This is a genomic window from Propionivibrio pelophilus DSM 12018 (assembly GCF_059569095.1).
On record NZ_JCANUT010000003.1, the window covers coordinates 114,292 to 136,434 of the forward strand.

Annotated in this window: 26 protein-coding genes; 14 read left to right on the top strand and 12 right to left on the bottom strand. The window is 60.2% G+C overall.

Going from position 1 to position 22,143, the window contains the following annotated elements; translation table 11 throughout:
* The first annotated feature begins 58 nt into the window (after nt 1-58).
* The 13 genes from fliF (at nt 59) to fliR (ending at nt 10,859) form a co-directional block, all read left to right on the top strand.
* Nucleotides 59-1,783 carry a flagellar basal-body MS-ring/collar protein FliF gene (gene fliF / locus BO74_RS03005; RefSeq protein ID WP_496439887.1) on the top strand — a complete coding sequence of 575 codons (1,725 nt, stop codon included), beginning with the start codon at nt 59-61 and terminating at the stop codon, nt 1,781-1,783.
* A complete protein-coding gene (gene fliG, locus BO74_RS03010) occupies nt 1,773-2,771 on the top strand; it encodes a flagellar motor switch protein FliG (protein ID WP_496439888.1) in 999 nt (332 codons plus the stop codon). The genes fliF and fliG overlap by 11 nt, the downstream gene beginning before the upstream one ends.
* A gap of 13 nt (nt 2,772-2,784) precedes the next feature.
* Entirely contained in the window at nt 2,785-3,489 is a 705-nt protein-coding gene (locus tag BO74_RS03015; RefSeq protein WP_496439890.1) for a flagellar assembly protein FliH, read from the top strand.
* Nucleotides 3,486-4,901, top strand: a complete 1,416-nt coding sequence (fliI, locus tag BO74_RS03020) for a flagellar protein export ATPase FliI (protein ID WP_496439891.1) — start codon at nt 3,486-3,488, stop codon at nt 4,899-4,901. The genes BO74_RS03015 and fliI overlap by 4 nt, the downstream gene beginning before the upstream one ends.
* Before the next feature lie 2 nt (nt 4,902-4,903).
* On the top strand, nt 4,904-5,347 hold the full coding sequence (gene fliJ / locus BO74_RS03025) for a flagellar export protein FliJ (RefSeq protein WP_496439892.1): 444 nt from the start codon (nt 4,904-4,906) through the stop codon (nt 5,345-5,347).
* Between the two features lie 61 nt (nt 5,348-5,408).
* Nucleotides 5,409-6,479 carry a flagellar hook-length control protein FliK gene (locus BO74_RS03030; RefSeq protein ID WP_496439893.1) on the top strand — a complete coding sequence of 357 codons (1,071 nt, stop codon included), beginning with the start codon at nt 5,409-5,411 and terminating at the stop codon, nt 6,477-6,479.
* Nucleotides 6,480-6,546: 67 nt separating this feature from the next.
* On the top strand, nt 6,547-7,095 hold the full coding sequence (gene fliL, locus BO74_RS03035; protein ID WP_496439894.1) for a flagellar basal body-associated protein FliL: 549 nt from the start codon (nt 6,547-6,549) through the stop codon (nt 7,093-7,095).
* Nucleotides 7,096-7,101: 6 nt separating this feature from the next.
* Nucleotides 7,102-8,100 carry a flagellar motor switch protein FliM gene (gene fliM / locus BO74_RS03040; protein ID WP_496439896.1) on the top strand — a complete coding sequence of 333 codons (999 nt, stop codon included), beginning with the start codon at nt 7,102-7,104 and terminating at the stop codon, nt 8,098-8,100.
* A 3-nt stretch (nt 8,101-8,103) separates the two neighbouring features.
* A complete protein-coding gene (gene fliN / locus BO74_RS03045; RefSeq protein ID WP_496439897.1) occupies nt 8,104-8,532 on the top strand; it encodes a flagellar motor switch protein FliN in 429 nt (142 codons plus the stop codon).
* Nucleotides 8,533-8,660: 128 nt separating this feature from the next.
* Nucleotides 8,661-9,071, top strand: coding sequence for a flagellar biosynthetic protein FliO (gene fliO / locus BO74_RS03050; RefSeq protein WP_496439898.1), 411 nt, complete (start codon nt 8,661-8,663; stop codon nt 9,069-9,071).
* Nucleotides 9,058-9,810: a flagellar type III secretion system pore protein FliP gene (gene fliP, locus BO74_RS03055; protein WP_496439900.1), complete on the top strand. Its 753-nt coding sequence runs from the start codon at nt 9,058-9,060 to the stop codon at nt 9,808-9,810. The genes fliO and fliP overlap by 14 nt, the downstream gene beginning before the upstream one ends.
* Complete coding sequence (gene fliQ / locus BO74_RS03060) at nt 9,807-10,076, top strand: flagellar biosynthesis protein FliQ (protein ID WP_305074282.1); 270 nt, start codon at nt 9,807-9,809, stop codon at nt 10,074-10,076. Before fliP ends, fliQ begins: the two co-directional genes overlap by 4 nt.
* A gap of 6 nt (nt 10,077-10,082) precedes the next feature.
* On the top strand, nt 10,083-10,859 hold the full coding sequence (fliR, locus tag BO74_RS03065) for a flagellar biosynthetic protein FliR (protein ID WP_496439902.1): 777 nt from the start codon (nt 10,083-10,085) through the stop codon (nt 10,857-10,859).
* A gap of 18 nt (nt 10,860-10,877) precedes the next feature.
* Here fliR and BO74_RS03070 read toward each other — a convergent pair whose 3' ends face one another.
* From BO74_RS03070 to flgB, 12 genes are all read right to left on the bottom strand, one after another.
* Entirely contained in the window at nt 10,878-11,165 is a 288-nt protein-coding gene (locus BO74_RS03070; RefSeq protein WP_496439903.1) for a hypothetical protein, read from the bottom strand.
* A gap of 92 nt (nt 11,166-11,257) precedes the next feature.
* Entirely contained in the window at nt 11,258-12,175 is a 918-nt protein-coding gene (flgL, locus tag BO74_RS03075) for a flagellar hook-associated protein FlgL (RefSeq protein ID WP_496439905.1), read from the bottom strand.
* 10 nt (nt 12,176-12,185) lie between these two features.
* A complete protein-coding gene (gene flgK / locus BO74_RS03080; protein WP_496439907.1) occupies nt 12,186-13,904 on the bottom strand; it encodes a flagellar hook-associated protein FlgK in 1,719 nt (572 codons plus the stop codon).
* Nucleotides 13,905-13,966: 62 nt separating this feature from the next.
* The gene (gene flgJ / locus BO74_RS03085) at nt 13,967-14,902 is read right to left on the bottom strand and encodes a flagellar assembly peptidoglycan hydrolase FlgJ (protein ID WP_496439909.1); all 936 of its coding nucleotides are present in this window, start codon (nt 14,900-14,902) and stop codon (nt 13,967-13,969) included.
* A gap of 28 nt (nt 14,903-14,930) precedes the next feature.
* The gene (locus tag BO74_RS03090) at nt 14,931-16,055 is read right to left on the bottom strand and encodes a flagellar basal body P-ring protein FlgI (protein WP_496439911.1); all 1,125 of its coding nucleotides are present in this window, start codon (nt 16,053-16,055) and stop codon (nt 14,931-14,933) included.
* Between the two features lie 24 nt (nt 16,056-16,079).
* Nucleotides 16,080-16,742 carry a flagellar basal body L-ring protein FlgH gene (locus tag BO74_RS03095; RefSeq protein ID WP_496439913.1) on the bottom strand — a complete coding sequence of 221 codons (663 nt, stop codon included), beginning with the start codon at nt 16,740-16,742 and terminating at the stop codon, nt 16,080-16,082.
* Nucleotides 16,743-16,751: 9 nt separating this feature from the next.
* Nucleotides 16,752-17,534, bottom strand: a complete 783-nt coding sequence (gene flgG / locus BO74_RS03100; protein ID WP_496439915.1) for a flagellar basal-body rod protein FlgG — start codon at nt 17,532-17,534, stop codon at nt 16,752-16,754.
* Between the two features lie 23 nt (nt 17,535-17,557).
* Nucleotides 17,558-18,298 (bottom strand): flagellar basal-body rod protein FlgF, encoded by a 741-nt coding sequence (gene flgF, locus BO74_RS03105; RefSeq protein ID WP_496439917.1) that lies wholly within the window; start codon nt 18,296-18,298, stop codon nt 17,558-17,560.
* A gap of 34 nt (nt 18,299-18,332) precedes the next feature.
* Nucleotides 18,333-19,631, bottom strand: coding sequence for a flagellar hook protein FlgE (flgE, locus tag BO74_RS03110; protein WP_496439919.1), 1,299 nt, complete (start codon nt 19,629-19,631; stop codon nt 18,333-18,335).
* 27 nt (nt 19,632-19,658) lie between these two features.
* A complete protein-coding gene (locus BO74_RS03115; protein ID WP_496439920.1) occupies nt 19,659-20,339 on the bottom strand; it encodes a flagellar hook assembly protein FlgD in 681 nt (226 codons plus the stop codon).
* A 30-nt stretch (nt 20,340-20,369) separates the two neighbouring features.
* Nucleotides 20,370-20,774 (bottom strand): flagellar basal body rod protein FlgC, encoded by a 405-nt coding sequence (flgC, locus tag BO74_RS03120; protein ID WP_496439921.1) that lies wholly within the window; start codon nt 20,772-20,774, stop codon nt 20,370-20,372.
* The gene (flgB, locus tag BO74_RS03125; RefSeq protein WP_496439922.1) at nt 20,774-21,352 is read right to left on the bottom strand and encodes a flagellar basal body rod protein FlgB; all 579 of its coding nucleotides are present in this window, start codon (nt 21,350-21,352) and stop codon (nt 20,774-20,776) included. Before flgB ends, flgC begins: the two co-directional genes overlap by 1 nt.
* A gap of 27 nt (nt 21,353-21,379) precedes the next feature.
* On the opposite strand from flgB, the gene flgA reads away from it, so the two are divergent.
* On the top strand, nt 21,380-22,075 hold the full coding sequence (flgA, locus tag BO74_RS03130) for a flagellar basal body P-ring formation chaperone FlgA (RefSeq protein WP_496439924.1): 696 nt from the start codon (nt 21,380-21,382) through the stop codon (nt 22,073-22,075).
* Nucleotides 22,076-22,143 lie beyond the last annotated feature (68 nt).

A 22,143-nucleotide genomic window follows, 5' to 3' on the forward strand; every position in this document is an offset into this window, starting at 1 on the left:
AATTCTCGGCAAATAGCGCTTTCTGCTTGATTTATCTCAGAGTTGACCACTAAAACGCATGGCGGCAATCGGCACTGAAACTCCCGTAACGGCAGAGGCAACCAACCCTCTGGACCGGTTGCGCGCTGCCCTCGACCGTCTGACCGGACAGCAGAAAATACTGCTGATGGTCGCTGTGGCCGCGCTCATCGCCGTCGTCGTGGCGAGCAGCACTTGGGTCAAGCAGTCCGACTACAGGATCCTTTTCTCGAACATCGGCGAGCGCGACGGAGGCTCCATCATAGCCGCTCTCGATCAGATGAACGTTCCGTACAAGTTCAGCGAAAGCGGCGGCTCCATCCTTATCCCAGGCGACAAGGTGCACGAGGTGCGTCTGCGCCTCGCGTCGCAAGGTCTTCCCAAAGGTGGCGGCGTCGGTTTCGAACTGATGGAAAACCAGAAATTCGGGATCAGCCAGTTCGCCGAGCAGGTCAATTACCAGCGCGGCCTGGAAGGGGAACTGTCGCGCACGATCCAGTCTATTTCCGCCGTGCAGGCCGCACGGATTCATCTCGCCATTCCCAAGCCGACGGTCTTCGTCCGCGAAGAACTCAAACCCTCCGCGTCGGTTTTGCTCAACCTCTACGCGGGCCGGTCGCTCGACCCCGTGCAGATCGCTGGCATCCAGAACCTTGTCGCCGCCAGCGTGCCGAACCTGGCCCCGGCAAGCGTGACGATCATCGACCAAAGCGGCTCGATGCTCTCGCAACTGAAGAGCAAGCTGATGGACGCCGGGCTCGATCCGGCGCAACTCAAGTACGTCAGGGAAATCGAAGCCAACGCGATCAAGCGCGTCGAAGACATCCTTTCGCCGATTCTCGGGCCGGGCAACTACCGCGTCCAGGTGGCCGCCGACATCGACTTCTCGCAGAGTGAACAAACGGCGGAGACGCACCGGCCGAATACGACGCCGCCCGACGTCAGCATCCGCAGCCAGCAGACCAGCGAGTCGGCGAGCACCATGCCTTCGGCACAAGGCGTGCCGGGCGCACTGTCCAACCAGCCGCCGGTTCCGGCCACCGCGCCGTTGACGCAGCCGGCTGTTCCGGGTGCAGGCACCCCGGCCGGGCAGACTGCGCCGGTTCCGGGACTTATCAATGCCGCCGGCGTCCAGGCGCAGATTTCCAACGTCGGCCAGCCGATCAATACGCGCAAGGATTCCACGATCAACTACGAAGTTGACCGGACGATCCGCCACACCAAGCAAGCCGTCGGGGTAATCAAGCGCCTGACCGCCGCCGTGGTCGTCAACCACCGCAAGGACGCCAAGGGCGCCATCAAGCCGCTGCCCGATCCAGAGCTGAAGCAACTCAACGATATCATCAAGGAGGCCCTCGGCTTCAGCCAAGAGCGAGGGGATTCCGTCTCGGTCGCCAACGCCCCGTTCACCGCCATCGAGAAGTCCACGCTGGAAATGCCGCTGTGGAAAGACCCGGAAATTCTCCCGCTCGCCAAGGAACTGTTCAAATATCTCGCCATCGCCGCAATCGTCGCCTACCTGATGTTCAAGGTCATCCTTCCGCTGGTGAAAGCGATGCAACCGCCGCCTCCTCCGGAGCCGGAAGCAAAACCGCAGGTCGGCGGCACCATCAACATCGTAGACGAGGAAGAAGGCGTAAGCCGCACGCCGTCGGCGGCACAGGAATTCGAGCAGAAACTGAACCTCGCGCGCGAGTTGGCGCAGCAGGACCCGAAGGTCGTCGCCAACATAATCAAGGAATGGACTGGAGCCAATGGCGGCTGATGAAGGCATCGAGAAAAGCGCAATCCTGCTGATCGCGCTCGGCGAGGACTACGCTTCTGAAGTCCTTAAGCACCTCGGGCCGAAGGAGGTGCAAAAGCTCGGCCATGCCATGGCCGCGATGAAGACCGTGCCGCGCACCAAGGTCGAGAATGTCCTCGCAGATTTTCACAAGACGGCCACGGAGTCGGCGGCAGTGCACGTCGACACTGAAGCCTACGTCCGCTCGGTACTTACCAAGGCGCTCGGCGACGACAAGGCGGCCAACCTGATCTCGCGCATCCTGCAGGGCGGCGACACCAACGGCATCGAAGGGCTGAAATGGCTCGACGCCCCGACCGTCGCCGAGCTCATCCGCAACGAGCACCCGCAGATCATCGCCACGATCCTGGTGCACCTTGAAAAGGATCACGCCAGCGACATCCTCAACCACTTCACCGAGCGTCTGCGCAACGACGTGGTGCTCCGCGTCGCGACACTCGAGGGCATTCAGCCGGAAGCACTGAAGGAACTCAACGACGTCATGCTGCGGCTGCTCTCCGGCTCCGCCAACATCAAGAAGTCGGCGATGGGCGGCGTACGTGCCGTGGCGGAAATCCTCAACTTCATGGGCACGGCCAACGAAACGACGGTGATCGACTCGATCCGCGAGTACGACCCCGACCTCGCGCAGCGCATCCTTGACGAGATGTTCGTCTTCGAGAACCTGCTCGACCTCGACGACCGCGCCATCCAGCTTCTGCTGCGCGAAATCCAGTCGGACTCCTTGATCCTGGCGATGAAGGGAGCGTCCGAACCGCTGCGCGAAAAAATCTTCAAGAACATGTCGCAGCGGGCGGCGGAAATGCTGCGCGAGGATCTCGAATCGCGCGGGCCGGTACGTATTTCCGAAGTCGAAAACGAACAGAAGGAAATCCTCAAGATCGTTCGCCGCCTGGCCGACGAAGGCCAGATCGTGCTAGGCGGCGCGGGCGGCGAAGAGATGCTGTGACGAGGTCGTTGCCATGACCGCCGGCTTCATTCCCAAAGAAAAACTCACTGCCTATCAGCGCTGGGAACTCGCTGCCTTCGATGAGGCCGAGCAGAAAGCAGAGCACGCCCGGGAGATGGCTGCGGCCGAGCCCGAGCAGCCGCCACATGAAGCCGTCGCCGAAGCGCCAGCCGCGCCGGAAGAGCCGCCCATCGTCCTGCCGACAGCGGCCGACATCGAGCGCATGCACAACGAAGCGCATGAGCAGGGCTATGCGGCGGGCTACGAAGAAGGAATCGCCGACGCAAAAGCCGTCCTGGCCGACGCCAGAGAGATTCTGAACAATCTGCAGCAGGCGATCACGGATCTCGATCAGAAGATCGCCGATCAGTTGCTGGCCACGTCGATCGAGATCGCCAATCAGGTGCTCCGTCAAAGCCTGAAACTCCAGCCCGAACTTCTGCTCCCGATCGTCCGCGAAGCCGTCGCCACGCTCCACCCCGGTGCCGGCCATCCGGCGCTCCTGGCGCATCCCGAGGATGCAGCGCTGATTCGCAAGCACATGGGGGATCACCTGACCCACAACAACTGGCGGATCATCGAGGATCCCGCGCTCAGCCGCGGTGGTTGCCGCATCGAACTGGGCGCCAGCGAAGTCGACGCCACGCTCGAAACGCGCTGGCGCCGTGTAATCGAGGCGATCGGCGTCAACGAGGACTGGCTCGGCGACAAGCCATGAGCCAGCAACCCAATGCCCATCTGGAAACCTGGGACGCTTTTCTGGGCAATTGCCGTGACGCGGCGACGCAATCTTCGCCGCTTCTCCCGAGCGGTCACTTGACGCGGATCAACGGGCTGGTCATGGAAGCTGCCGGACTCAAGCTGCCGCTCGGCAGCTCCTGCCGCATCCTGCCCACCGGCGGATCGCCGATCGAGGCCGAAGTCGTCGGTTTCAACGGCGAGCGCCTGTTCCTCATGCCCTGCGAGGACGTCTATGGCCTTTCCCCTGGCGCCCGCGTGCTAGCGCTGGAGACGCCGACTCTGCGGCCCAAGGTAGGAAGCCCAGTGCCGCCCCGCCGCCGTGCGGTCGACCGGGCAAAACTCCTGCCGGTTGGCGACGCGCTGCTTGGCCGGGTCGTCGACGGTGCCGGTCGTCCGCTCGACCGCCATGGCCCCGTTCTCTCCGACATGCTGCGCCCGTTGCAGGGCCGGCCGGTCAATCCGATGTCACGGGCACCGATCGAGCATTCGCTCGATGTCGGCATTCGCTGCATCAACGCCCTGCTCACGGTCGGCCGCGGGCAACGTATGGGACTTTTCGCCGGCTCCGGCGTCGGCAAGAGCGTCCTGCTCGGCATGATGGCGCGATACACCGAGGCGGAAGTCATCGTCGTAGGACTGATCGGCGAACGCGGACGCGAGGTCAAGGAATTCATCGAACAGATCCTCGGCGAGGAGGGACTGCGGCGAGCCGTGGTCGTTGCCGCACCGGCGGACGTCAGCCCGTTGATGCGCATGCAGGGTGCGGCCTACGCGACGGCCATCGCCGAGCACTTTCGCGATCGGGGGCGTCACGTCCTGCTGATCATGGACTCGCTGACCCGCTATGCCATGGCGCAACGTGAGATTGCCCTGGCCATCGGTGAGCCGCCCGTCACCCGCGGCTATCCTCCGTCGGTCTTCGCACGGCTGCCGCAACTCGTCGAACGCGCCGGCAACGGCGCCGATGGCGGCGGCTCGATCACCGCGTTCTACACGGTACTGACTGAAGGCGACGACCAGCAGGACCCGATCGCCGACTCCGCCCGCGCGATCCTCGACGGCCATATCGTCCTCTCGCGCTCGTTGGCGGATGCCGGCCACTACCCCGCCATCGATATCGAACAGTCGATCTCGCGCGCCATGGTCAATCTGATCGAACCGGAACATTTCGACAAGATCCGGCAATTCAAGCAGCTCTATTCGCGCTATCAGCGCTCGCGCGACCTGATCAGCGTCGGCGCCTACGTGACCGGCTCCGACCCGATGCTCGATCAGGCGATCAGCATGTACCCGTCGTTCGAGAAGTTCCTGCAACAATCACTCAACGAACAATCCGATTTCGCCCAGAGCCTCGAACACCTCGATGCCCTGTTCGCCGCCAGACGCTGACCATGCCGAAGCCGTTTCCGTTGCAGACGATCCTCGAGTTGATGCAGTCCCGCACCGACGAGGCCACGCGCAACCTCGCCCGCCTGATCGCCAACGAGCGCGACGCCAAGGCCAAGCTGGAGATGCTCCAGCAATACCGTGACGAGTACGCGGCACGCTTCCAGAAAGCCGCGCAAAGCGGCATCAACCCTCGCGAGTGGCAAAACTACCAGCAGTTTCTGAGTCGCCTCGATGATGCCATCGAGGCACAATGCAACGCCGTTGCGACCCAGGCCCGGCATACAGTGGCAGGCCAGTTGCAATGGCAACAGCAACGCAAGAAACTCAAGGCCTTCGATACGTTGTCGGAACGGCACCATGCCACGGAAAACGCGCGCGAGATAAAGCGGGAGCAGAAAATGCAGGACGAATTCGCCATCCGCCCCCGCGGTGACAAGGAGGTCTGACACAGGATGTTAGGCACGGATATTGCTGAAGTCGCACGCATACCGGCCATCAGGAAATTCCATGCCCATCACCCTTGTCGCGACACTGCCAAAATCGACTCCGCCCTCGGCCACCGGGGCCCCTGCCGACGCGGACGTACAGGACACGGCGAACAGCTTCGCCAGCATGCTGCTTGGCCAACTCGCCCAAGTGGCTGGCGCCCCCCCCGGGAAGGAGCTGTTGTTGAGCGAGGCAGCCGGAACGGACGCGAGCAAAGAATCGACCGCTAGCGAAGACAGTGAACCGACCGATGCACTGGCGTTGCTGGCGGCATTGGGCGCTTCGACAACGGCACAGGCAGACGCATCGCCCGCCACAGCCAACACGGACATCGCCAAGGTCGCGTCGCAAGCCGTATCCGCCGACGCCAACCCGATCTCGACACCACGAGAGGGGCAGGCAACGCAGCGTGGTGATTCGTCGCAAACCGAGATGCCAGCCTCGTTCGAGGAGTCGATGACCGCGGCAGTAGCCGACCCGGCAAACAGAAAACCGGCAACTTTTGCCGTTCCGGAGAAATTTTCGACAGACAGCAACACGTCATCGACGCTCCAATCTGCTGACCCCGCCACTCCCTCCATTCCATCATCGCACTCGGCAGTCGCCACCGCGGCCACCGGCCATTCGGCTGTTGCAAGCGGGACGGACTCGCCGGCCATCCCCACGCCCCTGCGCGACCCGCACTGGAACAACGATTTTGCGCAAAAGATCGTGTGGCTGGCCTCGAACCAGAAGCAGGCGGCGGAACTCACCCTCAATCCGCCCAACATGGGCAGCATCGAGGTTTCCCTGCGAATCGACAACGACCAGGCGACGGCAACGTTCGTCTCGACCAACGCCGAGGTCAGGGAAACCATCGAAACGGCGTTGCCCCGCTTGCGCGAAATGCTCGCCGGTGTCGGCATATCGCTCGGACAGGCCAACGTCAGCGCCGAATCCTTCCGGCAAGCCACGGGGCAAGGAGCGGGGAACCAGAGCACATCGCGTGGTACCGACGATAACGCTATACTTGCCGGCGTTCCGCGGGACATGACTAGCAGTGTGCGGCAATTGACGACAAGCGGCCGCGGCCTGGTCGATCTTTTCGCCTGACGGCGCCCCGGACATCTGAACGACAAACAGAACTACCGGTCACGACAAGACAAGCGAGGTCCCGACAATGGCCAAGGATGCCAAACCTGAAGCAGCAAGCGCAGAAGCAGCCGCCCCCAAGAAGAGCAAAAAATTGCTGATCATCATCCTCGCGGCGCTGCTTCTCGTTCTGCTGCTCGGCGGCGGCGCAGCGGCTTTCCTGATAATGAAGAAGAATGCGGCAGAAGGCGGCGGCGAAGAGGAAGTCGCACATGAAACCGTGAAGTCCAGCAAGAAAAAGGTGGAAAAAGAGGCGCTTCCGGTCTACGTCGCGATGGACGCCTTCACCGTCAACCTCGCCCCGGAAGCGGGCGAGCAATACGTGCAACTGGTGCTTTCGGTCGAAGTTGAGGACGCCCATACCGGCGACAAGATCAAGACGTTCACGCCCAAGATCCGCAACAACGTGATGCTGTTGCTGTCCGGCAAGAAGGCGTCCGAACTGCTGACCAAGGAAGGCAAGGAAAAGCTGGCTGAGGAAATTCGCGATCAGATGAACGAAATCCTTGCGCCCGGAGCAAAGAAGGACGAAGCGCCGGTCAAGGAAGTTCTCTTCACTTCCTTCATCATCCAGTAACGCAAAATGGCCACCGACTTTCTCTCCCAGGACGAGGTCGATGCCCTACTCAAGGGCGTCACCGGGGAGAGTGACGAACCGGAAGCCGCGGAGGACGGCGAAGGCGGCATTCGTGCCTACAACCTGGGAACGCAGGAACGGATCGTCCGCGGCCGCATGCCGACGCTCGAACTCATCAACGAGCGCTTCGCCCGTTACCTGCGCATCGGCCTGTTCAACTACATGCACCGGACCACCGAAATCTCGGTCGGACCAATCCGCGTGCAGAAATACAGCGAGTTCATTCGCAACCTGGTCGTCCCGACCAATCTGAACCTTGTTGCCGCCAAACCGCTGCGCGGCACCTCACTGTTCGTCTTCGATCCCAACCTCGTCTTTCTCGTCGTCGACAACATGTTCGGTGGCGATGGACGTTTCCATACCCGCGTCGAGGGCCGCGACTTCACCGGCACGGAACAGCGCATCATCCAGGGGCTGCTGAATGTCGTGTTCACCGAGTATGCCCGCTCCTGGAAGCCGGTTTACTCCATCTCGTTCGACTACATCCGTTCCGAGATGAACTCGCAGTTCGCCAACATCGCCACGCCTTCCGAGATCGTCATCTCGACGACATTCACCCTCGAGTTCGGCGGATCGGCAGCGGACATGCACATCTGCTTCCCCTATTCGATGGTCGAACCGATCCGCGACCTGCTTTACAGCGCGATGCAGAGCGACCAGCTGTCGACCGATCAGCGCTGGATACTGATGCTGCGCAAGCAACTCAAGGATGCGGAGGTGGAGATTCGGGCGAACCTCGCCACGACCAGCATCACCTTGGGAGAGATCCTCGAACTGAAAGCGGGCGACATCATCCCGATCAACATTCCGGAAAAGATCATCGCCAGCGTCGATGAGATCCCCCTCCTCGAAGGCACCTATGGCCAGCAGGGAGGACAATACGCGCTGAAGATCGAGAGATTCATCACGCCGGATGCCGACGACTCGGCATTACCAAGGAGTTAAGCAATGGCCGACGAAACCGAAGACAACAACCTCAATGCCGAAACCGGCATGGATGACGACTGGGCGGCTGCGATGGCAGAACAGGCGCTGGCCGAGTCGTCGGCAACCAGCGCCCAGCCGGCGCAGATATTCCCTTCTTTCGGGGAAGCCAGCACCAAGGCGTCGATGATGAACGAACTCGACATGATCCTGGACATTCCGGTCCAGATTTCCGTCGAATTGGGACGCACCAAGATCTCCATCAAGAACCTGCTGCAACTGGCTCACGGCTCGGTCGTCGAGCTCGACGCGATGGCCGGCGAGCCGATGAGCGTTTACGTCAACGGAACCCTGATCGCCCAGGGCGAAGTCGTCGTGGTCAACGACAAGTTCGGCATCCGGCTCACCGACATCATCACCCCGTCGGAACGAATGCGCAAGATCGGCCGCTGACCCTTCTACCGCGCCCGGCGGTTTCGCGCACCGGCGGCTTCGATTAAGATAGCGGGCAATCCACTCTCCCCGCCCGCCAATTGACTTCCGCACACGACGACAAGCCACGCATACGGATTGCCCCTTTGGTGGCCCTGCCGATCGCGTTGTTCGCCCCCCTGGCTTCGGGCCAAACCGCTGCAGCTCTGCCGGAGACCCCCGGCGTCTCGGCGGGGGCATTCATGCAAATGCTGCTCAGCCTGGCACTGATCGTCGGCGTGCTGGTACTGGGGGCCTACCTGCTTCGCCGCTTCAATGGCGGGCACACCTTCGGCAACACCGGCCCGATGCGCATCGTTGGCGGACTGATGATCAGCCCCCGCGAACGCATCGTCCTTCTTGAAGTCGGCGAAACCTGGGTCGTCGTCGGCATCGTCCCCGGACAGATCAAGACCCTCCATACGATGCCCAAAGGTGAACTCCCCGTCGCGAACGGAAGCGACGGCGGGTTTGGCCACTGGTTGAAGCAGATGACCGAGCGTCGCAATGAATCCGCCTAAGCGCGCCCATTGGCTGGCGCTTGTCGCTCTCTTCATTCCGCTGGCCGTACTGGCACAGACTGGCGGCTTGCCGGCACTGACCAGCACACCGGGTGCCGGCGGCAGCCAGACCTACACGCTCTCGATCCAGACGCTGATCACGCTGACCGCGCTGACCTTCATCCCGGCAGTGCTGTTGATGATGACCAGTTTCACCCGCATCATCATCGTGCTGTCGATCCTGCGTCACGCCCTCGGCACGCAGACCTCGCCGCCGAACCAGGTACTCGTCGGACTCGCCCTGTTCCTGACGTTCTTCATCATGTCGCCGGTTCTCGAAAAGATCTACACGGACGCCTACCAGCCGCTTTCCGAGAACCGGATTACTTTTTCCCAGGCCGTTGATCGCGGCGCGGTCCCCTTGCGCAGCTTCATGCTCAAGCAGACGCGGGAGGCGGATATCGGGCTGTTCGCTCGCCTGGGCAACGTGCCAAAAATGGAATCGCCGAACGACGTCCCGATGCGGATACTGATCCCGGCCTTTGTCACCAGCGAACTGAAAACGGCTTTCCAGATCGGATTCATCATCTTCATCCCGTTCCTGATCATCGACATGGTGGTCGCCAGCGTGCTGATGTCGATGGGCATGATGATGATGTCGCCGGTGATGGTCTCCCTGCCCTTCAAGCTGATGCTCTTCGTACTGGTCGACGGCTGGCACCTGATGCTCGGCTCCCTCGTCATGAGTTTTGCGACATGACGCCTGAAGTCGTGATGTCGCTCGGTCGACAGGCTATTGAAGTTGCACTCATGCTGGCAGCCCCCCTGCTGCTCTCTGCGCTGGCAATCGGGTTGATCGTCAGTATTTTCCAGGCGGCAACGCAAATCAACGAGGCAACCCTGTCGTTCATCCCCAAGCTGGTTGGCACCTTCCTCGTCCTTGCGCTGGCCGGCCCATGGATGTTGTCAATGTTCGTCGACTATATTCGCCAGCTTCTGGAAAGAATCCCGCAACTGATTGGCTGATCGGCGATGATCACGATCACTTCGGCCGAGTTGAACGCAATCATTGCGGCCTTGGCGTTCCCCATGGCCCGTATTCTGGCGCTCCTCGCCGCGGCCCCCCCTTTCAACAACGCCAGCCTTCCCACCCGTATTCGACTCATCTGCGGACTGGCGGTGACGGCAGCGATCGCTCCGGTGCTGGAACTACCGACAGCAGTCGAACCGGCATCGGGGACAGGCCTTTTGATCCTGGCGGAACAGATGCTTATCGGTTATGCGATGGGCTTCTCCTTGCGGCTCGTATTCAGCGCCATCGATCTTGCAGGAAATGCCCTCAGCATGCAGATGGGCCTAGGTTTCGCCACGACCTACGACCCTACGAGCTCATCTCAAACGCCGGTAGTCTCCGAGTTCATCGGCGTCCTCGGCCTGCTGGTCTTCCTCGCCATCGACGGGCACCTGATGGTGCTATCGACGCTACTGGAGAGTTTCCGAGCACTTCCGATCGGAGTCTTGCCTCACAAGGCCTCGTGGGCCAACATGGCAAACGCTGGCGCCATAATATTTTCTGCTGGACTACTGCTCGCGCTGCCGATTGTCGTGACCTTACTCATCACCAACACGGCCATTGCCGTTCTCGGGCGCGTCGCCCCCCAATTGAACATCATCGTCATCGGCTTCCCGGTCACGATCACTATCGGCTTCATCGCCCTGTATGTCTGCCTCCCATACCTCGTCGCCCCCCTGATGCGGCTATTCGAAACGGGGCTGACCTCGATGCTCGGAAATTTTGTCCTGCGATAAACGCTTATCGTGGCAACCTTACGGAAGACCAACCAGACGCACAGTTCCTGCGGAAACGCGATAGTTGAAGGGAGTTGAAGATTCAATCCCTTCAACGTAATCCAGCAACTGATAGCCGGACGCCCCGCGTTCCTGCTGAAGCTGCGAGGCACGCCGGCGAATGACCTGAATCGCCTCTCCGTCACCGCCAAGCCTGAAATAGCGCGCGCGCAACAACAGGCGATACGAATCGTTGCTAATCGGGGTTTCAGCGATCGTCCAATTGTTGGCCAGCGGATTGAGAAGGTTGATATCCGGCAGTGACACGATGTCTCCGGTCACCGGCGAGACGGAATTGACCGTCGTACACGCGGTGCAAGCAAGCGCTAATAGCGCTACAACCAGTCGTCTATTGCCCATCAGAGATAATTGAAAAGGCTCAAGCCGGTAATCTTTGCGTACGAGCTTTGCGACGCCTCAAGTTGCGTCTGCTGCTGAATAAACCGGGAGATCGTTTCAGCGTAGTCAATGTCCTGAAGATTCGACAAACGCTCTTGATACTGCAGGTCCAAGGTAGAGGACAGATTGGCCAGCGAATCGAGTTCATTCATGCGTGAGCCGATGGAGGCCTGAACGCTCAACACGTTGTCGAGAATGCCGTGAAGGTTCTCCAACTCGGTTTCGTAGGTGCTGTTGAACGCGGCTGTCGCCGTGGCATCGCCCGAGATGTCCGTAGAAAAGGCCGTGATCAGATTCTGCAAGGTACCAAAGACGCTTTGACCATTGTCAAAAATCGTTTCCCCTGAATCATTCACCGCAATCTGCCGCGACGGCCCGACCTGAAGCAGGCGCTGTCCATCGTCACCAGCGTACGTCACGGAACCATCTGCCTGCAGTTCAAACGGCTTGGTATCGCTCTTATAACCCGAGAACAGGTAATAACCGTTGGCATCCTTGCTGTTCGCCAGGCCGAGCAACAAATCAAACTGGCTCTGCAAATCCGCGGCAATGGATTCGCGGTCGCTATCCGAATAGGATCCGTTCCCACCAGCGACCACGCGCTCCATGATGTACTGCACACTCTCCACCACCGATTCCAGTTGCCCTTCCTCGTAAGCCAGCTGGCTGGAGGCATTCGACTGGTTATCGGCAAACTGGCTATTGACCGCCAACGATTGATTGGTCAATACCACCTGCGCCGCGGCCACCGGATCATCCTGCGCCGACAAGAAGCGCTTGCCGGTCGACAACTGGTTCTGGATCTTGTAAAGGCTGGTCTGCCCGTCCATCAAACTGCGGGCTCCCGACTGGTAAATCTGACTGGTACTGATTCGCATGGCTACTCCGTCACCCTATGGCCAGAATTGAATCAAAAAGCTCCGAGGCGATCTGCAGCATTTTTGCCGCCGCCTGGTAGGACTGCTGATATTCGATGAGCTTGGCGGCCTCCTCATCCAGATTGACCCCCGAAATGGAATCACGCGCATCCTCGGCTTCGGTCAACAGCGTCGTCTGGGCAGCCAGCAGCGTTTCTACCTCATTCCCCTTATTGCCCAGATCGCTGACCATCTGGGCATATGCCGTCGCAAAACTGGCGGCATTCCCGTCCATCGTCTTGCCCGTCTGCAGTTGGGCCAACAGCAAGGCATTCCGGTTATCCGAAACACCGCTGTCACTCGCAGCGCCTGCGGCAATCAGACGAACATCGGCAGAAACCGCATCATTCACCTCGATCCCCTGCGCCGCATTCCGCGTTGGCTGAATCAAGTAGCTGTAAGTTTCTCCAGCGGTGAAGGCGGCGTTTGCTAAGATTGAAAAACCAAGGCTCGTACCGATTTGAGTATTAATGGCCGCAATATCAGCCCCTGTCCAGATATCGTCCGGATTCGAAAGGCTGGTCAGGGTCACACTATTTGTGCTGCCGTCGTAGTCGAGTCGATAGTCACTGGTCGTCAGGTTCGTGTAGAACGTACCATCGCTGCTCTGCAAGGGATCCAGAAAAGCCGCAGATACTTCAACCGCTGCTGTGCCCTCGGGATTATTGCCATTGCCGACGACCGTCGGGACATCCAGGCTGAAAAAAGCCTCTACTGAAGAACCCGTATTGCCCAGCAAATCCCGACCCTGCGCGTGCTGCGCGTTGAAGGTCAGCGCGAGGGACGCCGCGATGCGTCCCAGTTCATTCGCCGCCGTGTCCAGCGTCTCCGAACGGTATTCCAGAATACCGGAGAGCGCCCCGCCGGAAAGAACCGATTCGGGCAACTCTTGTGTTCCGGACGGATTGACCAGACCGACGGTCAGCCTTGAAGGATCCTCGGAAGAAGATACTGCCGTGAGCGTCGTTGCCGTCAATCCGACCACGAGTTGCTGGCCGTTACCGAAAAAGACATTCAACGAACCATTCGAGTTGGTCGTCGTTTGCACGCCAATCAGCTTGTTAAGCTCCGCAACAACCAGGTCGCGCTGGTCATAGAGATCGTTCGGCGGCTGGTTCGTCGACGATTCCGCCACGATGATCTGCTTGTTCAGGGTCGCAATCTGCTGGGCATACGAATTGATCGATGTCACATAGCCCTGAATCTGGCTATTGATCCCCTCGTACTGAGCGTCGATCTGGGAATTCAGACTCTGGAAACGCGACACCAGCGCTTCCGCGGAAGACACCATGGTTTGCCGGGTTGCCAGCGAAGAAGGATCTGCACTGACCTGATTGACCCCTTCGAAAAAACCATCCAGCGCCGAAGCCAGCCCGGCATCCTCATCGAGGAGCAAATTGTTGAGTTGAGTGATTGAGGTTGAATAGGCTTCGAGTTCGCTGGCTGTGGTCTGTGCCGTATACACCTGCTTGGCAACGTAGCTGCTGTAGATCCGCTCGATGGTCGAAACATGGGCACCTTGCCCGACATATCCGGCCCCGGTCAGGGTCGCGACGTTTGATGCCTGAATGATCCGCTGCCGGTTATAGCCTTCGGTGTTGGCATTGGCGATGTTATGCGACGTCGTTGCCAGTCCGAGTTGGGCGTTTTGCAGCGCCGAGATACCAATGCTATAGATTCCTGAACCCATGGAACTCTCTCCTTTTCCATGTGATTAACGGCACATTTGCCGGTTTATTAAGCGTCAATTCCTTATCCGGCGAGCGCCTGGCGAAGCGTGGCGCCCCCGATGATCCGTCCCAGCTTGTCAGCGTATTGCGGGTCGGTGGCATACCCTGACTGTTGCAGCGAGCGGGCAAACTGCGCGCCATCCTGTTGCCCCAGGACGGTCGAAAAGCGCGGGCTCTGGCCAAGCAGGTTGGCATAGTCCTGGAATGCCTCGCCGTAGGAGCCATAGGCGCGAAACTTCTCCCGCACCGTCTGCGCGACGCCATCGACGTACTCGGTCGTCTGGATCTCGACGGACGGGCCCGTCCAGCTTCGTCCGGCCTTGATGCCGAAGACGTTGTACGTCTGCGATCCGTCGGCATAGCGAATTTCGCTTTTGCCCCACCCGCTTTCGAGCGCCGAGTGGGCGACGAGGAACGGCGCCGGCACGCCAAGGCTTTTTGCCGCCTCGCTGGCGTGCGGCCAGACCTTGTTGACGAATTCCTGCGCCGACACGGAAGCGCCGTCGCCGACATCGGCAGCGGCACCCCGAACGACCGATCCAACGCTGCCGGCACCGGCAAGAAACCCGGCAGAAGTTGCCGCCTGCCGCTGTACGAAAGCTTGCTGCAATTGTGCAAGCGTCGAACCCACGCTACCTTCGTCTACCCCCTGCAAGCCCAGACCGAGTTGCTCTTCGATCAACTTCGCGAAACCGAGGCTGCCGGTGGAGGACAGATTCTGGGCAAGTTGCTGATCGAGTATCGACGTAAAGAAGCGCGTCTGGTCGCTGTCCATCAGCCCATCCTGCGGCGTCGCATCGCGCATGCTCTTGAGCATCATCTGCAACAACATGCCTTCGAACTGCTGCGCGGCCTGCTTCAGGCCGACCTGCGGATCCTGTTTGATTTTCAGCTGCGTATCGGACGCTGTCGACATATCAAGGACGAAGCGGCCGGTCTGGAAGTTATCTGCTCTCATGGACCAGAAAAAGCAACTTTCAGGCCAACTAGATGATCTCCAGCTCCGCGCGAAGCGCTCCGGCAGCTTTCATAGCCTGCAATATCGACAACAGATCCTGCGGGTTGGCCCCGAGCGCATTGATCGCCTTGATCACCTCGGACAGATTGGCGCCGGCCTTGACCGCCATCAGACTGCCGCGCTGTTGCTCGATCGCGATATCCGCTTGCGTGGTGGTGACCGTTTGCCCGCCTGAAAGCGGATTCGGCTGACTGACCTGCTGCTCCGACCTCACCACGACGGACAAGGAGCCGTGTGCCACGGCACATGATTCGATCGTCACCATCTGATTCATCACGACGGAACCAGTGCGCGGATTGACGATCACCTTCGCCATCGCCTTGGTCGGACGCACCTCCACGTTCTCAAGCCTGCCGACGAACGCAACCCGCTCGTTGGCGGACTCCGGCGCCACAACGCGAACGACCCGCCCGTCCAGCGCCTCCGCAACCTCCACCCCGATATTTCGGTTGATCGCTTCGACCATGCGCTGGACAGTTCCAAAATCGGTATTGGCCAGCTCGAAATGAACGTAAGCGCCCTGACCGAGCGAGGTCGGCACCTCGCGCTCGACGGTCGCACCGGCGGGGATGCGCCCGGCCAACAGGTGATTGACCACTGCCCGGCTTCCGCCAGCAGACGCACCTGCGCCGCCGACCATCAGATTCCCTTGCGCCTGAGCGTAGACCTGCCCGTCCGCACCCTTGAGCGGCGTCATGATCAGCGTTCCGCCGCGCAGGCTCTTGGCATTCCCCATCGAAGAGACGGTCACGTCGATTTGCTGGCCGGTGCGGGCAAACGGCGGCAGGCTGGCGGTCACCATCACCGCTGCCACGTTCTTCAGTTGCAACGACTGGGTCGTGGGCAAGGTCGTGCCCAGCTGCGCGAGCATGTTGATGATGCTTTGCGTGGTGAACGGTGTTTGCGTGGTCTGGTCACCGGTTCCGTCAAGCCCGACCACCAGGCCATAGCCGACCAGCTGGTTGTGGCGGACTCCCTGGATGCTCGCCAGGTCCTTGATGCGATCTGCAAGGACATTGCTGCTGAAAAGGGCAACAAAAACAACGCCAAGCAATGCCCAGAAACGTGAGGTGCGATAGCTTTTCTGTCTCATGATCCGCCTTCCGCCTCCTGGCCGCTAGAACGGCAGCACCGTCATGAAGAAGCGTGCAAGCCACCCCATGACCTGCGCCTCGCTGATCACGCCGGTTTCCTTGTACTCGATGCGCGCGTCAGCGACGTTCGCCGAACTGATAGTGTTCGCGGTACTGATGAAGTAGGGGTTCACCACGCCGGAAAGCCGGATGTACTCGGTGCCGTGACCGATGGACACCTGTTTTTCCCCCGAAACCAGCAAATTCCCGTTCTCCAGAACTTCGATCACGGTCACGGCGATATTGCCGGTAAAGACGTTGTTTGCCGCGGCATCGCCTTCACCCGCGAGGGTGTTCGAGCTCTGCGCCGACAAGGTCAGCCCCTGGAAAGATTTTCCCGGCAGACCACTGATCGTGGGAACCGTGGCCGAAACGTTGCTCGCCCGGCTCACATTGGTACTCGACTCGGTCGATGCCGAGGTCCTTTCCGCTATCACGATGGTCAGGGTGTCGCCGACATAACGCGCGCGACGATCCTCAAACAGCGTGCGCGAACTACCCGCCTGATAAATACTCCCGTTCGCCGGGGCTGCCGCATTACGTGGATTGGGCCGGACGGACATCGGTTGATGCACGTTCGTCGGCGGCACGGTGTTACACCCCCACATCACGAAAGCCAGCCCGATCAATAGCGCAGCGTTACGCATCATGGCACCTCATAGCTGCGTCAGCCGACTCAGCATCTGATCCGAGGTAGAAATCACTTTGGAATTGAGTTCATACGCCCGCTGCGTCTGGATCATGCTGACGAGCTCTTCCGCCACGTTGACGTTCGACGTCTCGACGTAGCTCTGGTAGAGCGCACCGGAGCCGTTGGTTCCGGGCGTATTCGGCGTCGGCGCGCCGCTTGCCGCCGTTTCAAGATACAGGTTTTCTCCAATGCTCTGCAGCCCGCCGACGTTGATGAATGTCGCAACCTGCATCGTGCCGATCTGCGTCGTCGCCGCCGACCCGGCCTGTACGACACTGACGACACCGTCCTTGGCGATCGTGATCGAGGTGGCATCGGCCGGAATGGTGATCGCCGGCTGAATCGGATAGCCGCTCGACGTGACCAACTGTCCCTGGCTGTCGCGCTGCAGCGAGCCATCGCGCGTATAAGCCGTTGTTCCGTCAGGCAACAGCACTTGCAAAAAGCCAGCGCCATCGATGGCGACATCCAGATCGTTGCCGGTCTGCTGCAGTGATCCCTGCGTCTGGATACGTGCCGTTGACACCGGCCGTACGCCCGTACCGAGCTGCAAGCCGCTGGGAATCTGCGTCGACTGGGACGACTGTGCTCCCGGCTGGCGCAACGTCTGGTAGAGGAGATCCTCGAACACCGCGCGCGAACGTTTGAAACCGTTGGTGCTGACGTTCGCCAGGTTGTTGGAAATGACGTCCAGGTTGGTCTGTTGCGCGTCGAGCCCGGTACGGGCAATCCAGAGAGAGCGGATCATTTATTTTTTTCCCGTTGCAATGCTTAACTCATCGAGAGGATCTGGTTGGCCTTGCTGGCGTTGCCGTCAGCGGTCTGCAGCATCTTGATCTGCATTTCGAACTGCCGCGCCAGACTGATCATGCTGACCATCGAATCGACCGGATTGACGTTGCTTCCTTCAAGCGTCTCCGGTGCGAGACGGACGTTCCCGTCGACCTCAGCTGGCTGGCCGTTGCGCGTCCGGAAGAGGCCATCGTCGCCCCGAACCAGATCGGTAGCCGCCGGATTGACCAGCTTGATCCGCCCGACTTCATTGACGTTGTTCGGCGAACCAAACAACGGGACGACCGAGATGGTTCCATCCGGTGAAATGGTGATGTTGTTGTCCGGCGGAATGGCGATCGGCCCGCCGTCGCCAAGGACATTCTGTCCGGCGGACGTCTGCAGCTGGCCGTTGGCATCGACCCGCAAGTTTCCGGCGCGGGTGTAGGCCTCCTGGCCGTTCCCGGCATCGACGGCGATCCAGCCGTCGCCCTGCACGGCCACATCGAGCGGACGCCCGGTCGCCATCATCGGTCCGGGTTGAAGAACATCGGCCACGGACGCATCGACGACGAAAGCGCGCGTCGGCGCACCCTCGCCTTGCAAGGGAACCGAGCGGAAGCGATGCTCCATCGCCCGGTAGCCGATCGTCGAAGCGTTGGACAGGTTGTGTGCGACGCCCGCCTGCTGCTGGAACGCCTGCCGGGCGCCGGTCATCGCGGTGTAAATCAGCCGATCCATGGGGTCTCTTCTCTCGCTATCCGGCTAACGTTGATCAGCGCAGATTGACCAGCGTCTGCATGATCTGATCCTGCGTCTTGATCGATTGCGCGTTCGCCTGGTAGTTGCGCTGCAGGGTGATCATATTGACCAGTTCGGCTGTCAAATCGACATTGGACTCTTCAACCGCTGCCGATTGGAGAACGCCACGCGAACCAGCACCCGGCGAGCCATCCAGCCCCTGGCCAGAAGTGGAGGTAGCTTGATACAGGTTGTTGCCGAGATTGATCAGGCCATTGGAATTCGGGAATGTCGTCAGAACAATCTGCGCCAGATTTTTGGTCTGGCCGTTACTATAGTTGCCAAGCACGATCCCGTCCGAGCCAATACTGATGCTGGAAAGTGACCCCTGCGCGTATCCCCCTTGGTATTGCGAGTTCACCGTGCTGTCGCCGCTGTAACTGGTTGAATTGGCGAAATCAATGTTCCAGTTGGGTTGCCCAGAACCTAGAGGACTCTCTGCCCCAGTTGTGACAGTCCAAGTAGTCGGCAACGGCAATACTTTAGATGGGTTACCGTCCGCGTCAACGATGGCAGTCCCTGTGGAATCAAGAACGCCATCCAGCCCGCCACTGGTATTGAAGTCGAGGCTGCCTAACAGCGTGGCGTTGTCCCCGCCATCCAGAGTGGCGCGGACCTCCCATATCCCATCCGTACCGGTATTGACAAAATAATAGGTAACGTTGTGATCAACGCCCAACGTGTCATAAACAGTCTGCGCTGTCGAGAAGTTATAAGTCAGCGGATTGCTGTAGCTGAACGGAGAAACCGAAGGAACGTCTTCGCTTGAATCGAGATTGATGACCATCTCCGCGTTTCCGCCCAACGCCGCACCGGTCGCCTGTGGCGCAATATTGCTGGTATCGATACGGATTTCGTCGGGCTCGGAGGGAACAATCTGCCCCGTTGCAGTCGCCACATAGCCCATCAACCGATAATTCTGGTCGTTGATGATGTAGCCTTGGTTATCCGCATGAAACTGCCCGTTGCGCGTGTAGGCAATGACATCGTCGCGCGTCACCTTGAAGAACCCGCCACCGTTGATCGCCACGTCCAGCGAGTTGTTGGTGGTCGTAATGTTTCCCTGGGTGAATTGCTGGAAGACGGAGGACAGCGACGTACCGATCCCCACCTGCGATGCGCCGCTTCCGCTCAGCGAGGCGGCATAAACGTCGGCGAAATGCCCACTGGACGACTTGAAGCCAACCGTGCTGCTGTTCGCCACGTTGTTGCCGACCACATCCAGCGCCTTGGAAGAAGCGTTAAGCCCGCTTAGCCCTTGTTGAAATGACATTTTCTACCTCTGTCTCAAAATAAACGGCTAGAAAATCTGCTGCACATCGGAGAAGTCGTACATCCCCAGCGATCCGAGATCGAGCCGGAACGAACCACTCGTTGTCCGTGTAAGAGCAGAAACCGTGCCAAGCTGCAAGGCTTCGGCAGTCACGCTGTTCGCTCCGTTGCTCGCACTCACTGTGAATGCGTAGGAACCATCCGGTGCCGTCTCTCCGGAACTTGTCGCGCCATCCCAGGAAAACAGCACGTTGCCAGCTTCGTTCGCGCCGAGCGTCTGGGTCTGAACGACCTTGCCGGTACTGTCGAGAATGCTCACCGTGACCTCATCAGCTGCGCTGGCAAGATTCACCCCACCGTAGGCTTCGCCATCAGACAGGGTCAGCCCGTCCCCCGGAACCAGCACGGTGTTGCCGATCAACGCAGAAGCCTGGACCGCCTGCGTCTGAGCCAGACTGTCGACCAGCGAGGTGAGCTGCGTATTGAGCTGCTCGATGCCCTCCACGGTGCTCATCTGCGCCAGCTGGCTGGTGATTTCGGTATTTTCGAGCGGATTGAGCGGATCCTGGTTCTCGAGTTGCGCCACGAGCAGGGTCAGAAAGCGGTTCTGGATGTCTTCGGTCGTCGTGGTGCTCGTCGAACTCGAACTTCCGGAGTTCAGCGAGGCGAGGATACTGCTCGATGTGGTGCTTGTATCAACTGTCGTCATGACATTCTCCTGAATGCGCTACTGGCTGCATTACTGACCGAGGGTCAGTGTCTTCAGCAACAACTGTTTGGCCGTATTCATCACCTCGGCGTTCGTCTGGTAAGAGCGCGAGGCGGAAATCATGTTCACCATTTCATCGACCACGCTCACGTTCGGCAGGGTGACGTAGCCGTTCTCGTTGGCCGCGGGGTTGCGCGGGTCGTAAATCATCCGCCCCGGACTGGCGTCCTCGACCACCTGTTTGACCCTGACGCCAAGCGCCGCACTTCCCTCGACCGGCGCCGCCTCAAAGACAACCTGCTTCGCGCGGTAAGGTTTGCCGTCCGGACCGGCAATACTGTCCGCATTGGCCAGATTGCTTGCCACCGCGTTGAGCCGCATCGACTGCGCGGTCAACGCGCTGCCGGCGACCTGAAAGACGTTGAATACGCTCATTATTGTGACTGGACCGCAAGGCCCAGCATCTTCAGTTGGTGGGTAATGAACGTGAGGCCCGCCTCATAGCGAATGGCGTTCTCGGAAAACGCCGCCCGCTCCACGTCCATCTCGACGGTATTCCCGTCCGCACTCGATTGCGCCGGCGTACGGTACTTGAGCGATACCGGCCCGGCGCTGTCCGTTCCGGCAAGATGCGCCGTGTCGGTCCGAGCCACCGAGAGACCGCCCTCGCTGCGCCCCGCGACCGCTTCGCTCAAGGCAGTCGCGAAGTCGAAATCCCGCGCCTTGTAGTTCGGCGTATCCGCATTGGCGATGTTCCCCGCCAGAACCTGCTGTCGGTAGGCACGCATGCCCAGCGCCGTTTGCTGGAACGAAAGCGCGTTGTCGAGTTTGCTGATCACGGTCTCTCCAAGGAAAAGCATCTGATCCAGCAAAGCAACCGTCGTGCCAATCGAAAACTGGCACCGAACAAGCGGCATCGCCTCGGCAAACCACGAGACATCGGCAATTCTTGCCGCCAAAATCAGCCGCCTCGACACGGCCGTTGCCAAAACGGTGGCCATTTTCTTCGCCATCAATCGTCGATCAGGCAAAATAGCGGCATGAACTGCCGACGCCGCCTTCGAGTCCTCCTTTGCGCCCTGTGTCTGTTATCACCGCTGCTCGCCAGCGCACAAGCAGGGCAATCGGCTCTGTATCGTGCCGTCGACGACTTTCTGCAGAGCCAGACCCGGGGCCTGCCCGGTAAAGTCAGTTATCGAGTCACGCCGCTCGACCCTCGCACCCAGCTCGCGGAGTGCGAGGCTTTCGAGCCATTCTTCCCGACGGGAAGCGCCCCTTGGGGGAGAACGACGGTCGGCGTCCGCTGTCTCGGACCGTCATCCTGGACCATCTACATCCAAGCCCAGGTCAGCGTACGGGCGAACTATCTTGTTGCCGCCCGCCCACTCGCCGCCGGCCAGATCATCGGCGAGCGCGACCTCATTCGGCGGACCGGCGACCTCGGAGCGCTTCCCGCCAGCGTCCTTTTCGACGCCGAGCAAGCCGTCGGCAAGACGATCAAGATAGGCATCGCCGCCGGCCAACCGCTGCGCAGCGATCAGTTGATCGAACCGTGGGCAATACAACTCGGGCAGAATGTCAAAACAGTGACCCGCGGCGCCGGTTTCAGCGTCAGCAGCGAAGGAAAGGCCTTGAATAACGCGGCCGAAGGGCAGGTCGTTCAAGTCAAGACACCTTCCGGCCAGATCGTCAGCGGAATCGCGCGCGCCGGCGGGATAGTCGAGATCGCTTATTGATCGCCTGTTGACCCGAACGACTTTCGCGCCTGGGCGGAAGATCCTGTCGAAAAGATGCTAAAGTTTCC